This is a genomic window from Micrococcus sp. KRD026 (assembly GCF_017168445.1).
Taxonomy (GTDB): domain Bacteria; phylum Actinomycetota; class Actinomycetes; order Actinomycetales; family Micrococcaceae; genus Micrococcus; species Micrococcus luteus.
The window spans coordinates 53,476-67,869 of the sequence record NZ_JABFBA010000013.1; the positions used below are offsets into that span (position 1 = coordinate 53,476).

The 14,394-nt window shown below is 76.0% G+C and carries 9 protein-coding genes; 3 read left to right on the top strand and 6 right to left on the bottom strand.

Annotated elements, in window-relative coordinates:
• The first annotated feature begins 115 nt into the window (after positions 1-115).
• Complete coding sequence (locus tag J1M40_RS05120) at positions 116-844, top strand: ThiF family adenylyltransferase (protein ID WP_041105125.1); 729 nt, start codon at positions 116-118, stop codon at positions 842-844.
• Positions 845-886: 42 nt separating this feature from the next.
• Here the strand turns inward: J1M40_RS05120 and J1M40_RS05125 are convergent, their stop codons facing one another.
• Genes J1M40_RS05125 through J1M40_RS05135 form a run of 3 tightly spaced genes read right to left on the bottom strand, consistent with a single transcriptional unit; the run spans position 887 to position 5,088 of the window.
• On the bottom strand, positions 887-3,016 hold the full coding sequence (locus tag J1M40_RS05125) for an ATP-dependent DNA helicase UvrD2 (protein ID WP_041105123.1): 2,130 nt from the start codon (positions 3,014-3,016) through the stop codon (positions 887-889).
• A 15-nt stretch (positions 3,017-3,031) separates the two neighbouring features.
• Positions 3,032-4,021: an NAD(+) diphosphatase gene (nudC, locus tag J1M40_RS05130; protein WP_036314348.1), complete on the bottom strand. Its 990-nt coding sequence runs from the start codon at positions 4,019-4,021 to the stop codon at positions 3,032-3,034.
• Positions 4,022-4,080: 59 nt separating this feature from the next.
• Positions 4,081-5,088, bottom strand: a complete 1,008-nt coding sequence (locus J1M40_RS05135; protein WP_036314346.1) for an IS481 family transposase — start codon at positions 5,086-5,088, stop codon at positions 4,081-4,083.
• Between the two features lie 126 nt (positions 5,089-5,214).
• Here J1M40_RS05135 and J1M40_RS05140 point away from each other — a divergent pair, with 126 nt between their 5' ends.
• Positions 5,215-6,321, top strand: a complete 1,107-nt coding sequence (locus J1M40_RS05140; protein WP_036314344.1) for a phosphotransferase — start codon at positions 5,215-5,217, stop codon at positions 6,319-6,321.
• Here the strand turns inward: J1M40_RS05140 and J1M40_RS05145 are convergent.
• Genes J1M40_RS05145 through J1M40_RS05155 form a run of 3 tightly spaced genes read right to left on the bottom strand, consistent with a single transcriptional unit; the run spans position 6,296 to position 13,655 of the window.
• On the bottom strand, positions 6,296-9,820 hold the full coding sequence (locus tag J1M40_RS05145) for an ATP-dependent DNA helicase (protein WP_036314341.1): 3,525 nt from the start codon (positions 9,818-9,820) through the stop codon (positions 6,296-6,298). The two genes, J1M40_RS05140 and J1M40_RS05145, sit on opposite strands and share 26 nt — an antisense overlap.
• Complete coding sequence (locus J1M40_RS05150; protein ID WP_036314339.1) at positions 9,808-13,248, bottom strand: ATP-dependent DNA helicase; 3,441 nt, start codon at positions 13,246-13,248, stop codon at positions 9,808-9,810. Before J1M40_RS05150 ends, J1M40_RS05145 begins: the two co-directional genes overlap by 13 nt.
• Positions 13,245-13,655 (bottom strand): MGMT family protein, encoded by a 411-nt coding sequence (locus tag J1M40_RS05155; protein ID WP_036314337.1) that lies wholly within the window; start codon positions 13,653-13,655, stop codon positions 13,245-13,247. Before J1M40_RS05155 ends, J1M40_RS05150 begins: the two co-directional genes overlap by 4 nt.
• 44 nt (positions 13,656-13,699) lie before the next feature.
• Between J1M40_RS05155 and J1M40_RS05160 the strand changes: the two genes are divergently transcribed.
• The gene (locus J1M40_RS05160; protein ID WP_036314335.1) at positions 13,700-14,386 is read left to right on the top strand and encodes a 3'-5' exonuclease; all 687 of its coding nucleotides are present in this window, start codon (positions 13,700-13,702) and stop codon (positions 14,384-14,386) included.
• Positions 14,387-14,394 lie beyond the last annotated feature (8 nt).

Below are 14,394 nucleotides of genomic sequence, written 5' to 3' on the forward strand. Positions count from 1 at the left end.
GGGCGGGACAGGGCGCATCGGGCCATTCTCCGGCATGGGCCGCAGGCTGTGGACAATCCGGCGCGGTCCGGGGGCGCCCTGGCAGGGTGGGAGGCACCGAGCCGAGAGGAGAGCCGTGCGCACCGTCGCCGAGACCGTCACCACCGTCCCTCATGACACCGCCGCGTCAGCGCCGGAGCCGGGGGTGTGGGCCCCGCCGACCGACGTCCATGTGGCGGGCCTCGACGCGGTGGGCGCGGCGATCGCCCACGCCCTGGCGGGGGCCGGGGCGCTGCGCCTGGCCCTGTGGGATCCGCGGCCCGTCGACGCCGCGGACCTGGGGACCGGCCTGCTGCCCGGGGACCTCGGTCGGCCCCGGGCGGGTGCGCTCGAGCGCCGGCTGGGCGACGTGGCCCCCGGGCTGCGCCTCTACGCGCACCACGGCCCGGTGCCGGTGCTCGTGGGGCAGGCGACGGTGGCGGTGGGGTCCGTGCTCGACGCGGACCTGGCCGCGCAGGCCCTGGCCGCCGACCACCCGCTGCTGCCGGTCACGGTGGGACCGAAGGCGGTCACGGTCGGACCGTGGTGCGCCCCCGGGGTGCGCGGGTGCCCGCTGTGCCGATGGCCCGCGGATCCGACGGGCGTCCCCGATGCCCCGACGGCGCCCGGCCCGTCGGCGCACCGGGGACAGGTGGACGGGCTCGCGGCGCTGCGGGCCGCCGTGCTGACCGTGGACGCGCTGCGGGCCGGACCGGCCCCCGGCGTGCTGCGGGCCGATCGGGTGACGGGACGCACGCGCCGGGTGCGGGTCCGCCCCCGGCCCGGCTGTGCCTGCGACCCGGACGCGCTCGGCTGGGCGTTCTGAGGGGGTCGGCGCCGCCGGCGGAACGGAGCGCGGGTCCGCGGCTCAGGCCGCCGGGGTGCCGTGCAGCAGCTCGAGCAGCTCCGGTCCGTGCTTCTCCAGCTTGGACTTGCCGAGGCCGGGCACCTTCAGCAGCTCTGCCGGGGTCTTCGGCATGGCCTCGGCGATGGCCACGAGGGTGGCGTCCGTGAACACCACGAACGCGGGCATCCGCATCTCGGCGGCCGTGCGGGTGCGCCAGTCGCGCAGCTCCTCGAGCACCGCCTCGTCGTAGGTGGCGGGGCAGTCCAGGCAGCGGCCGACCTTGCGCTCGGCTCCCGTCTCGAGGGGCTTGCCGCACGTGCGGCACACGGCGACCTTCGCGCCCCGGCGCCGCGGCGCCGTCGGGCCCGCCGCGGAACCACGGGCCGGGGCGTGCTCGCGGGTGCCGCCGAGGGTCGGGTCGATGGCCCACAGGAACCGGGAGGGCCGCCGGGTGGAGCGCCCGCCCGTGCCCCGCGAGAGCGTCCACGTCAGCGACAGGTGCTGGCGGGCACGCGTGATGCCCACGTAGAGCAGGCGCCGTTCCTCGTCCACCTCGGCCTGGGTCTCCGCGAAGGAGATCGGCATGAGCCCCTCGGACAGGCCCACGAGGAACACCGCGTCCCACTCGAGGCCCTTGGCCGAGTGCAGCGAGGCCAGGGTGATGCCCTGCACCGTCGGCGCGTGCTGGTGCTGGGCACGCTCGTCGAGCTCGGCCACGAGCTCGGTCAACGTGAACTCGGCCCCGCGCGTCGTGGCGAGCTGGTCGGCGAGGTTGACGAGGGCGTGCAGGGACTCCCACCGTTCACGGGCCGCGCCGGAGGCCGCCGGCGGTTCGGCGGAGTAGCCGAGCGAGGAGAGCACGTCCCGCACCCGGTCCGTGACGTCGTCGCCCGTCAGGTCCTGGGCGGCGCGGGCGGCGGCCCGCAGCTGCAGGATGCCGTCGCGCACCTCGCGCCGGGAGAAGAACCGCTCGCCGCCGCGCAGCTGGTAGCCGATGCCCGCCGAGGACAGCGCCGTCTCGAAGGCCTGGGACTGGCCGTTGGTGCGGAACAGGACGGCGATCTCGGAGGCCGGCACGCCGTCGTCGATCAGCGCCGCGATCCGGTCTGCGACCCAGCCGGCCTCGGCCTCGTCGTCGGTGCACTCCGCGAACACGAGGTCGGGGCCGGCCGGCCGCTGGGAGACGAGCTCGAGGGGGTCGGGCCAGCGCGGCATCGTGCGGTCCCGCTCCCCCGCCTTGGTGCGGTCCGCCAGCAGGCGGTTGGCCGCCTCCACGATCTGCGGGCTGGACCGGTAGTCACGCACGAGACGGACCACCGTGGCCGCGGGATACCGCTCACGGAAGTCGGTGAGGAAGCGGGAGGTCGCGCCCGTGAACGAGTAGATCGTCTGAGAGGCGTCGCCGACGACGCACAGGTCGCCGCGGTCGCCGAGCCAGAGGTCGAGCAGGCGGTGCTGCAGCGGCGAGACGTCCTGGTACTCGTCCACCACGAACACGCGGTACTGGTCCCGGATCGTGGCCGCGATCTGCGGCTCGGTGGACAGGATCCCCACGAGGATCAGCAGCACGTCCTCGAAGTCGATCATGTTCCGGGCTGTCTTGGCCTCCTCGTAGCCGGTGTAGAGACGGGCGACGGTGGTGGCGGTCCAGCCGGCGGGCATCTCCCGCTCCTTCGCGGCCTCGGCGTAGCCCTCGGGGGCGTGCAGGGAGACCTTGGCCCATTCGATCTCGCCGGCGAGGTCGCGCAGGCCGGCCCGGTCCACGGTCATGCGCATGCGCTGGGCGACCTCCGTGAGCAGGCGCACCTTGTTCTCGATCAGCGAGGGCATGGGCCCGCCCACGGCCTGGGGCCAGAAGTACTGCAGCTGGCGCAGGGCCGCCGAGTGGAACGTGCGGGCCTGGACGCCGGCCACGCCGAGGTCGCGCAGGCGGGTGCGCATCTCCGCGGCGGCGCGCGCCGTGAAGGTCAGGGCGAGGGTGCGGTGCGGGTCGAAGACGCCGGAGGCCACGCCGTAGGCGATGCGGTGCGTGATGGCGCGGGTCTTGCCGGTGCCGGCGCCGGCCAGGATGCAGACGGGCCCGTGCAGGGCCGTGGCGGCCCGGCGCTGCTCCGGGTCGAGGCCGCGGAGGATCTCGTCGGGAGTGCTCATGCGGGACGAGTCCTCCTAGGTGATCAGGGTCTGCGCATCGGGCAGCATCCCACCGTACCAATCCTCGATGAGCGCCCGCGCGATGGACACGGCCCCGGGCAGGGTGACGTCGCCCTCGCGGGCCAGATGCGCGAGCTCCTTCCGCTCGAACCAGCGCACGGAGAGGATCTCCTCGCCGTCCGGAACCGGCTCGACGCCGGCCGGGGCCAGGGCGGTGAACCCGAGCATGAGCGAGCGTGGGAACGGCCACGGCTGGGAGCCGCGGTAGCGCGGGTGCGTCACCGTGATCCCGGACTCCTCCGCGATCTCCCGGACCACCGCGTGCTCCAGGGACTCCCCCGGCTCCACGAACCCGGCCAGGCAGGAGTACAGCCCCTCGGGCCACGCCGCGTTGCGGCCCAACAGGATCCGCCCGGCCGGGTCGATGACGGCCACGATCACCGCCGGGTCCGTGCGCGGGAACTGCTCCCGGGAGCAGTCGCGGCAGCGACGCACCCAGCCGGCCGCCTCGACGTCCGTGACGCCGCCGCAGAACGCGCAGAAGCGGTGGGTGGCGTGCCAGTTGGCGTTCGCGACGGCGGCCACGAACAGCCCGGTGTCCGCGTCGCTGAGGGCGGCGGCCGCATCGCGGAGGCCGACCCACACGGCGTCGGCGAGCGCGGCGGCCGCGTCCTCGGGCAGGGCCGCCGGCGGCTCGACGGCGACGGAGACCACCTCGCGCTCCCGCCCGTGCGGGCCCCGGTCCGCCGCGGTGCCGCGGCCCAGATACGCGGCCTCGGCCGGCACGGGACCGGAGGGCGCGGTGAAGACGAGCCGGCCGTCCGCGACCGGTGCGCGGCCGCCCTGCAGCCACAGGACCTCCGTCCCCTCGCGCGCCCAGGACGCCGCCAGGTGGCCCGGGTCGAGGCGGGCCACGGCACCGCGGTCCAGCTCCTCGCGGGCCAGCGGCAGGGCCAGGGGTGGTGCGGCGGTGGGGTCGGACGACGACGGGGGGCAGGAGGCCATGCGTCCAGGCTAGCGACCCGTCTCCGGTGCGCCCGACGACGGGGGAGGGCGTTCCGCGCCTAGGTGTAGGAGGGCATGACGTTGTTGACTCGGGCCGGTGCCAACGAGGTCGGAGGAGCGTCTCCGCAGGAGGTATGAGGCCGATGGTAGTTGTAGTGGTTCACCCACACCGCCAGGGCCTCACGCCGAGCCTGCTCTGAGGTGTAGGGGCGGGCGTAGATGACCTCATCGACCATCAGCCGGTTGTACCGCTCGACCTTCCCGTTATGGCGCGGGGTGTAGGGGCGGATCCGGTGGTGCCGGCCCCCGAGCGAGACCACCTTCGCGGTGAAGTCCGCAGCCCGGTAGTTGTTTCCGTTGTCCGTGATCACCCGGTCCACGGTGATGCCGTGGGCGGCGAAGAACGCCCTCGCCCGGCAGTAGAAGCTCACGGTCGTGGCCGCCCGCTCGTCCTCCAACGCTTCGGTGTAGGCCAGGCGGGTGTACCCGTCGATCGCCGAGTGCAGGTAGGTGTAGCCGACCCGCCGGCCAGGCCCGCGCTTGGAAGCACGGCCTGCTTCACTTTCACGTCCGTGGGTGCGCCAGCCGCCCCCGTCTGGGATCTTCCCGATCTTCTTCACATCCAGGTGCACCATGTGCCCCGGCCCTCTCGCGGTGATCTTCTGGGGTCGTTGGCGCAGGTCTTCTCCGGCCGGGGTCAGGTCCCGTAGGCGGGAGATCCCGAGTCGGTGCAGCCACCGTCCCACGGTACGAAGACACACCCGGTGGCCCTCGGAGACGAGGTAGTGATGGATGCGCCGTGCGGACCACTTGCGCTCCCGCCGCAGGGCGTGGATCTGGGCGACCAGGACCGGATCGAGCTGGGCAGGTGAACGGTGCGGCCGGCTGGGCAGGTCCTGAAGGCCGGCTTCTCCCTGGGCGCGGTAGCGGGCGACCCAAGTGGCCACCGTGGGCCGGCTCACCCGGAACTCGGCGGCCACGTGTGCCTGCGGGATCCCGTCGTGCAGGTGGCGGTGGACCATCCTGAGTCGGCCGGTGGGGGTCAGGGGTGCGTTAGCGTGAGTCATGAGTGGGTCTTTTCGGGCAGGTGGGTGGTGTAGGAACTTCCATCCTGCGGGAGAGGCCCACTCGTCTCATCTCAGCCCGGTACCCATGTCAAGAACCTCATGACCCACAACACCTAGGCTGGAGGGGTGGATCGTCAGCCCCTTCGTCTCGCAGCCCTGGCCGCCGCGGCCGTCCCCGGCCTCGCCCCCGTCTCCGCGGAGGCGAGCCCGGACGACCCCGCGGACTTCTCGACCGCCGTCGTCGTGGACGGTGAGGGCCAGCGGTGGCGGGTCCGCTCGCCCCGCACCCCGGAGGCGGGCATCCGTCTCGAGACGGAGCTGCAGGTGCTGGCGGGCCTGACCCCGGCGGTGCGCGCCGGCCTGCCGTTCCGCACGCCCTCCGTGGCGGGCGCGGTGCGGCTCGAGGGGCTGCGCACCTTCGTCTATCAGGACATGCCCGGGCGTCCCGTCACCCTGGATGAGCTGGCCCGGCTCGGCGAGCCCGCGGTGCAGGACGTGGGCCGTGTGCTGGCCGCGATCCACACGCTGCCCTCGGATGTCGTGGACCACGCGGACCTGCCCTCCTACACGGCGGAGCAGATCCGGCAGCGTCACCTCCACGCCCTCGACCAGGCGGCCACCTCCGGCCGCGTGCCGCCCCTGCTGCTGCGCCGCTGGGAGGAGGCCATGGAGGAGGAGGCCCTGTGGCGGTTCACCCCGGTGCCTGTGCACGGTGACCTGCACGAGGACAACCTGCTCCTCGAGCGCGGCCGCGTGGTGGGCGTGACGGGCTGGACGGACCTGCACGTGGGCGACCCGGCCGGCGACGTCGCCTGGCTGGCCGCCGCCACGGACCCGGACCTGGCCGACCGCGTCCTCGACGCCTACGCGGCCCGGCGGGCCGACGCGGGGGCCGCCGACGACGGCGACGCCCACCTGATGCGCCGTGCGGCGCTGCTCGCCGAGTTCGCCCTCGCCCAGTGGCTCACGCGGGGCCTGGACCGGCACGACGCGGGGATGGTCGCCGAGGCGGAGGCCATGCTGGCCGAGCTCGAGGGCGACGTGCGCGCCGCGCAGGAGGCGGCCGCGCGCCAGGCGGAGGCCGACGCGGCCGCCGACGCCGCCGAGGACGCCCGGGATGCGGCGGAGGACGCCCGGGAGGCCGCGGCCGCGAGGACCGCGGACCCGGAGACGGGCCCGCTGCCCGCCGTCGAGGTGGTGCGGCCGATCAACGGCGGGCCAGGGCGTCCGTGATGTGACGCTCGAGCTCCTCCTCCCCCGGCAGGTCCGGGAAGGAGCGCTCCTGCCCGTGGGCCACGTACACGAAGCTGGCCCCGATCCGTTCCAGCGGGATCCCGTGCAGCCGTGACCAGGCGAGCCGGTAGACGGCCAGCTGCAGCGACTTGAGCTCGAGGTCGCGGCCCCGCGGCACGGCGCCGGTCTTCCAGTCGACGAGCTCCCAGTCGGCCTCGGGGTCGAAGGGCAGGCGGGGGTCGCCGCCGGAGCGGTAGATCGCGTCGACCCGGCCCCGCAGTGTGATCCCGCCGACCGTCGTCTCGACCGGGGCCTCGACGAAGGCCGGGGTGCGCTCCGCCCAGCGCGAGGAGCGGAACCACTCCTGCATCGGGCCGAGGTCGAGGGCCTCGTCGACCCACAGGTCCGCGGCGTCCTCGGCCGAGTCGATGTCCAGCATGCCGGTGGCCCCGAAGCGCTCCTCGAGCCACGCGTGGAACGCCGTGCCGCGCCGCGCCGCGTGCGCGGGCGGCCGGGGCAGGGGCCGGCGCAGCTGCTCGGCCACGGCCTGCGGGTCGGCGGCGAGCTCGCCGTAGAGGGACACGGAGACGTGCTCGGGCAGGGCGGTCTCCCCGCCCGTCCCGGCGACGTCCCGGCGGCGCAGCAGCACCCAGTCCACCTGGCGGGCCAGCTCCGGGTCGTCCCCGAGCGCCGCCGGGTCCGCGGCGTGCACGGCCGCGGCGGCCGCCTCCACCCCGTGCCGGCGGGCCCGGGAGCGGCGCGGCAGCGGCTGCCAGCGTTCCTCGTCCTCGGGGTCCTCCGGGTCGGCGACGAAGGCCTCCGGGCCGTCGAGCGGGTCGAAGGGCCAGCGGGCGACCAGCGTCCGGCCCGCGGCGGGGTTGGCCTCGGGCAGGTCGTCCTCGGCCGGGGCGGGGCCGAGCGCGACGCCGGGCACCTCCCCCGCCAGACCGGCCACCTCCTCGAGGAAGGCCGAGGCCGGCAGGGGCTCCTTGTTGACTCCCTTGAACAGGGAGGTGCTCAGCCACAGGGCGGATCGCGCGCGCGTGTACGCGACGTAGGCCAGGCGCCGCTCCTCGCGCTCGGCGTGGGCGGCCACGGCCACGGCATAGGGGTCCGGGTTGCCCTCCTGGGCCGCCTTCGAGCTGTATCCGGTGCCGGCCGACTGGACCCAGTCCCGCTGGTCCTGCGCCCACGAGCCGTCCCACTGCGGCAGCGACGCGCGGTCCCCGCGCAGGGGCCACGGCAGCGCGCCGGCCCGGGGGCTGGTCCAGCGGTCCGCCCGCGTGGAGGGGAACGTGCCCTCCTGCAGGCCGGGGACCGCGACGACGTCCCACTCGAGCCCCTTCGAGGCGTGCGCGGTGAGCACCTGGACCAGGCCGGGGGTGGGCTCGGCGTTCTCGACGCCGAGGCCGTCCTCGTGCTCGAGGACGGACTCCGTCCAGGCCAGGAACGCCGTCAGGTCCGTCGCCGTGGTGCCGGCGCCGAAGTCGCGGGCCGCGTCCTGGAACGCGTTCAGGTGCCGCCGGGCCGCGGCCGCGGAGACGCCGGGCCGCAGGGCCACCTCGACGTCCAGCCCCGTCTCACGGATCACCTCCGCGATGAGGTCGGCCGGGTCCTCCCCGGTGCGCGTAGAGAGCCGGCGCAGCTCGGCGTTGACGGCCCTCAGTCGGGCCAGGCCCTCGGGTGAGAAGCCGCGGCCGCGCGAGCCGACCCAGTCCGTCCCCTCCCCGGGCAGGGAGTCGAGGGCCTCCAGCAGGGCGGCGGCGTCGGCGTCCTCCTCGGGGCTCACGTCCCGGGCCGGGTCCGGGGCGTCCCCGGCGGGGTCCTCCCGCCCACCGCCGGCCCGCCGGGCCCGCAGCCGCGAGACGAACCGGGCGCGCTCCTGCAGCACCTCGAGGTCGGCCACGCCGATGCGCCAGCGCGGGCCGGTGAGCAGGCGGACGAGCTGGTCGCTGCGCGTGGGGTCGGCCAGCACGTGGAGGACGGCGAGCACCTCGGCGACCTCCGGCAGCGCCAGCAGCCCGGAGAGCCCGAGCACCTCGTAGGGCAGGCCGGCGGCGTCGAGCGCGTCCAGCACGGGGCCGAACTGGGCGCGGGTGCGGCACAGGACGGCGCGGCTCGGGGTGGCCCCCCCGGGCCCGGACCCGGTGAGGGCGCCGAGGCGGGCGACGACGTCGGCGGCCTCCTCCTCCGCGGTGACGAACCGGTCCACCCGGACGACGCCCTCCCCCGCGCCCGGCCGGGGCCGCAGGGTGCGCACCTCCACCGGCGCGCCGCCCGTCGCGGCGGCGTGGGCGTTCAGCGGTGCGGCGACGGCGTTGGCGACCGCCAGGATCGACTCCTCGTTGCGCCACGCGATCGTCAGGTGCGAGACGTCCGCGTTCACGCGCCGCGGGGCGCCGCCGGGGCCGGTCTCCAGTCGGGGGAAGGCGTGCGGGAAGGCGAAGAGCTGCCCGGCGGAGGCGCCGCGGAAGCCGTAGATCGACTGGTGGGGGTCACCCACCGCGGTGACGCAGTGCCCCAACCCGGGCGCGTCGTCCTCGGGGCCGCGCGGGCCGAACAGCCCGGCGAAGATCCGCATCTGGGCGTGGGAGGTGTCCTGGAATTCGTCCAGCAGCACCACGGGGAACCGCGCGCGCTCCTGCTCGCCGGCCGCCGGCACCTCGACGGCGATGCGCGCCGCGTGGCGCAGCAGGTCGCCGAAGTCCATCACGTCCTGCTCGCGCTTGACCTCGTCGTAGCGGGCCACGAGGTCCGCCATGAGGGCGCGGTCCGCCAGGCCGGTCAGGAACTCCTGGATCTCCTTCGAGGGGGTCTTGGCGCGCGGGGGCAGCGGCAGGGCGCTCCCCTGCTCGGCCAGCCGGGCGAGGAACTCGCGCACCTCGTCCGCACTCACCAGGTGCTCGGCCATGTCCCCGGCCAGCCGCAACGCCTGCGTGATGAGCCGGGACGGGGCCACGCCGAGGGTGTCCGCGACCACCGGATGCGAACGCACGACGGCGCCCATGAGCCGGTGGGCGTCCGCGCCTCCGAGCAGCCGCGCCTCCGGTTCCACGCCGATCCGCAGGCCGTGGTCCCTGACGAGCGCGCCGGCGTAGGAGTGGTACGTGGACACCGAGGCGCGGCCCAGGTCCTCGGGCTCCCCGTCGAAGCCGGGGATCTCGAGGCCGGAGCGCAGCAGGGCGTCCACGCGCCCGTTGATCCGCTCGGCGAGCTCACCGGACGCCTTCCGGGTGAACGTGACGCCGAGGACCTCGTCCGGGCGCACGAGACCGTTGGCCACGAGCCAGACCACGCGGTCGGCCATGGTGGCGGTCTTGCCGGAGCCGGCGCCGGCCAGCACCAGGCGCGGAGTGAGCGGGGCGGTGACCACCTCGGCCTGCTCCTCCGTGGGCGGGGGCAGCCGCAGCCGTGCCGCGATGTCCTCCGGCGAGTGGACCGCGTCCTCGACGCGCGGACGATCGGTCTGGGCGGCGGGATCGCCGGTCAGCGGGGCCATTCGGTGACCTGCCTTCCTTCGGAGCAGAGCGGACAGACGGAGGGCAGCGCGCACCGGCGGGCGCCGGCCTCGTGGAGGGCGAGGAAGCGCGGCCCCGTGGTGCGGCGGGCCGCCGTGAACACCTGCTCGAGCGCCCAGGTGTCCTCGTCCTCGAGGGCCGGCTGGTCCTGCACCTTGGTCTTCTGGGTGCCGGCGCCGAGCTGGACGAGGGCCGCGCCGGCCGGTGTCGTGGGGTGCTCCAGACCGGCGAGCGCGGCGCGCAGGGCGGGGTCCGTGGCGGGGTCGTCCCGGACCTGCTCCAGACCGCCGGCGCGGACGGCCACCTGATAGGCGGCCAGCTGGGGCTGGCGCGCCATCTCCGCGCCGGTGGGCGCGCTGCGGCCGGTCTTGAGGTCGGCGATGAAGGGTCGGCCCTGCGCATCCGCCTCGAGCCGGTCCACGACGCCGGTGATCCGGACGGTGGTCCCGCCCCAGGTCAGGTCCGCGAGGAGCCGCACCTCCTGGGCCACGGGCCGACGCCCGGCCGCCCGGGCGATGCTCCAGTAGCCGATGTAGGCGTCCACCAGGCCGCGGGCCCGGTCGTGCTCGATCTCCGTGATCCAGCCCTCCGGCAGGCCGAGTTCGGGCAGGCGGCGTTCCAGTTCGGCGCGCACGTCCTCGGGCACGCCCTCGGGGTGGTGTTCGGCCACCGAGTGCACGAGCGTGCCCACGGACTGGGCGAGGGTTCCGCCCGCGTTCGCGCCGACGTGGTACAGCACCCAGTTCAGCGGATTGCGCAGGGCCGTCTCCACGCGGGAGGGCGAGAGCGCGACGACCTCGCGCTCCGGGTCGACGAGCGCGGCCTCGGTGGACAGCGGCAGCAGGCCCCACCAGCGTCGGGGGTCCGCGACGGTCACGCCGTCCTCGGCGAGGACCGCCAGGCCGGCGGCCGCCGCGGCCCGGGATGTCGCCCCGTCGGCCGCGTCCGCCTCGTCCCCGGCCTCCAGGACGCGGCGCAGCCGGCCGACGAGCGCGGACGCCGTGATCGGGTCGGGGACCGCGGTGAGCCGCCGGACGCCGGCGGCGTCGCGCGCCTCGGCGGGCAGCCGTTCGGGCGGGTCCACCAGGTCGAGGAAGTCGGAGGGGCCCTCATCCGGCGAGCGGACGGCCGTGACGACCACCTGACGCCGTGCCCGGGAGACCGCGGCCGCGAGCATGCGCAGCTCGTCCTGACGCACCTCGCGCAGCCGGGTGCGGTGATCCGTGGGCCACGGGGCGTCCGCGGGCAGGGTCACGAGGTCCACGAGGTCGGTGGCGCCGAGCAGCTGGCCGCGCAGCCGGGTGTTCGGCCACACGCCCTCCTGCAGGCCCACGACGATCACCGTGTCCCACTCCTGGCCGGCCGCCGCGGCGGGGGTGCGCACGTGCACGGCGTCACCGGACTCGGCACGGCGGGCCAGGGTGTCCACGGGCAGGTCCTGGGACTCCATGTAGACGGCGAACGACTCGGGCGACGCGCCCGGGAACTGGTCCACGAAGCGCTCGGCCACCTTGAACAGGGCGACGACGGCGTCGAGGTCCGCGTCCGCCCGGCGGGACTCGCGGCGGTCGTTCGCGTGCTCGGCGGGCCGCAGCGCGAGCGAACGCCACCGCTCGGCCCGACCGGAGGCGGACCACAGCGCCCACAGCACGGTCTCGGGCGAGGCCGAGGGGGCGCGGGCGGCCTCCAGGCCGTCCCGGAGCATCCAGTGGACGCGGCGCAGGGCGCGGTGCCGCTCGTGCTCGGGGCCGGCCAGGCTCGGGTCCAGCAGGGCCGCGGCGAGCAGCGCGTCCGAGGTGCGCCGGCCGCCCCGGCCCCGCTCGGCGGCCAGCAGGTCCTGGCGCAGCCGCCGCACGTGCAGCGCGCTGGCCATCCCGTACCGGCCGGTGAGCAGTCCCACGACCTCGTCCGGGTCGAGCACGTCCTCGACCCGGGCCTCCGGATCCTCCGCGAGCGCCCCCGCCGCGTCCACCAGCGTGAGCAGGGGCGCGACGGCGGGCTCCTCCTTCAGCACGAGCCCGGCGGCGTCGCGCAGCACGGGGACGCCCTCGGCCTCCAGGTGGCGGGCGAGCGCGGCCACACGGGAGCCGGAGCGGGCGACCACGAGGATCCGGTCCAGGGGCACCCCGTCCTCGTGGTGGACCCGCAGCACCCGTTCGAGGACGAGCTGGTCCTCGTGGGCGCGGGTGGGCACGACGTGCGCGCGGACGGCGCCGTCACCGTCCGCCGGGACGGTCTCGGTCCGGGTCCGTTCGACGCCGGCGGTGCGCTGGCGGACCCGGCGGGCCACGCGCAGGTAGGCGTCCTGGACCTCGGCGCGCATGCGGTGCCCGCGCGTCAGCACCCGGACGCGCCCGTCCGGGGACGCGGGCGGGGCGGCCCCCGGCACGGGATCGGGGTCGAGGACCCCGGGGTACCGGGCGAGGAGGTCGGGCCGGGCGCCGCGGAAGCCCTCCACGGTGGTGTCCGGCGACGCGGTGAGCAGCACGTCCCGCCCGCGTCCGAGCACGGTGAGCAGGTCGTGCACGGCGGGGGTGGCCTCGTGGAGGTCCTCGACCACGAGCACGGCCAGGCGGTCCCGCTCCGCCGCCACGAACGCCTGCGCCGCGGCGTCGCGCTCCGGGTCCTCGGGATGCCGCTCGGTGAGCACGCGGACGGCGGCGGACAGCAGCCCGGCGGCGTCGAACGCCTCGGCCATGCCCAGGTCGATCCGGTCCCGGTAGTCCTGCAGCAGCACGGCCGCGGCCTCCCACTCGGGGCGCCCGTGGGCGGTGCCGAGCTCCTGCAGGCGGCCCGGCTCGAGGCCGAGCTCGCTCATGCGGTCCACGAGCTCGCGGACCTCGCGGCGGAATCCCCGCGCCTCCACGGCGGGGGCGACGTCGGCCGGCCAGTCCGGCGCGGCGGCGAGGCCGGCGGCGTAGCCCTCGAGCAGCTCGGCGATGACCGTGTCCTGCTCGGCACCGGTGAGCAGCCGGGGGGCGACCTCCAGATGCCTCAGCGGTCCCGTGACGCGGGCACGGCGCAGCAGGTCGAACGCGTAGGAGGACCAGGTCCGCACGGGGGTGACGGCGCGGGTGCCCCGACCGGCGGCGGCGAGCCGGCGGGTCAGCGCGTCGCGCAGCCGCGCCGCCGCATCCCGGCTCGGGGCCAGCAGCAGGAGGGACTCGGGGTCCAGCCCCGCCTCGATCCGGCGGGCCGCGTACTCGACCGCCACGGTGGTGCGCCCCGTGCCGGGGGCGCCCAGCACGAGCACGGCGTTGTGCCCGGGGGCGAGCGAGGCGATCGCCTCCTGCTCGTCCGTGAGCGTGATCCGGTCCTCGGGCGCGGCGGCCGTGCGCACCAGCCGAGCGGCCCGTTCCGGCGCCGCCGCGTCGTCGTCGAAGGGGTCCACCCCGTGTTCCCTGGTCATGGCCTCATCCTCGCACCGGGCCCGGACACGATACGGTCGGCGATCGCACGGATCGCCCGCGCGGCGCCGTCGTCGGGCTCCCAGCGGGCCCGGGGCAGGTCCACGCGCCCGGCCGGGGTGCGGGGCATGGCCTCGCGTTCGTGCTCGACGGCGGCCCGCGCGGCCAGCTCCGGAGGCAGCGAGCCGTCGGCCCGGACCACCCGCCACCACGGCGTGCCGGGGCTCGATTCGGCCATCGCCCGGCCGGCCTGCCGCGGACCGCCGACCCCCAGCAGGCCGGCCAGCCCCCCGTAGCTGACGGCGCGTCCGGGCGGGACCAGACGGGCGAGCGCCTCGAGCCCCTCGCCGAGGGTGAGCGGTCCGTCGTCGCGGTGGCGGGCGCCGGGGAGCACAGGGTGATCGGTCACGACCCCATCCTGTCGTGTCCGCCGCTCCGGGTAGCGTGAGGCGCGTGACTTGGCATGAGAGCATCCGCGCCGGCTTCGACCTCGAGACCACCGGACGTGATCCGCGCACCGCGCTGATCGTGACCGCCACCCTGGTGATGGTGGACGAGCAGGGCCGCGCCGCGTCGTCGGCCGAGTGGCTCGTGGACCCGGGCGTGCCCATCCCGGCCGAGGCGGCCGAGGTCCACGGCGTCACCACGGAGCGGGCGCAGGCGGAGGGCATGCCCGCCGCGCAGGGTGTCACGGAGATCACCGAGACCCTGCGGGACCTGTTCGCCGCGGGCATCCCCGTGGTGGCGTTCAACGGCGTGTACGACTTCACGGTGATGGACCGGGAGGCGCGCCACCACGGGCTGACGCCGCTCGAGGCCCGCCCCGTGATCGACCCGTTCGTGCTGGACAAGCAGGTGGACCGGTTCCGCAAGGGCAAGCGCACGCTCTCCGCGGTGTCCGAGCACTACGGGGTGACCCTGGAGAACGCGCACACCTCCGCGGCGGACGCCCTCGCCGCCGTCCAGGTGGCCGACGCCCTGGCCGCCCGGTACGAGCAGCTGCGCGTCGCGCCGGTGGACCTGCACGAGCGGCAGGTCCGCTGGAAGGCCGAGCAGGCGGAGAGCTTCGAGCAGTACCTGCGACGCAAGGACCCGCAGGCCACCGTCTCGCGCCACTGGCCGGTCGAGGCCGAGCGCTGAGCGCCCGG

Bases quoted from the DNA above. Each gene is read 5' to 3' on its own strand.
- J1M40_RS05145 (WP_036314341.1), bottom strand. From the start codon at position 9,820: ATGGCCCCGCTGACCGGCGATCCCGCCGCCCAGACCGATCGTCCGCGC.
- J1M40_RS05135 (WP_036314346.1), bottom strand. From the start codon at position 5,088: ATGACTCACGCTAACGCACCCCTGACCCCCACCGGCCGACTCAGGATG.
- J1M40_RS05125 (WP_041105123.1), bottom strand. From the start codon at position 3,016: ATGAGCACTCCCGACGAGATCCTCCGCGGCCTCGACCCGGAGCAGCGC.
- nudC (WP_036314348.1), bottom strand. From the start codon at position 4,021: ATGGCCTCCTGCCCCCCGTCGTCGTCCGACCCCACCGCCGCACCACCC.
- J1M40_RS05150 (WP_036314339.1), bottom strand. From the start codon at position 13,248: ATGACCAGGGAACACGGGGTGGACCCCTTCGACGACGACGCGGCGGCG.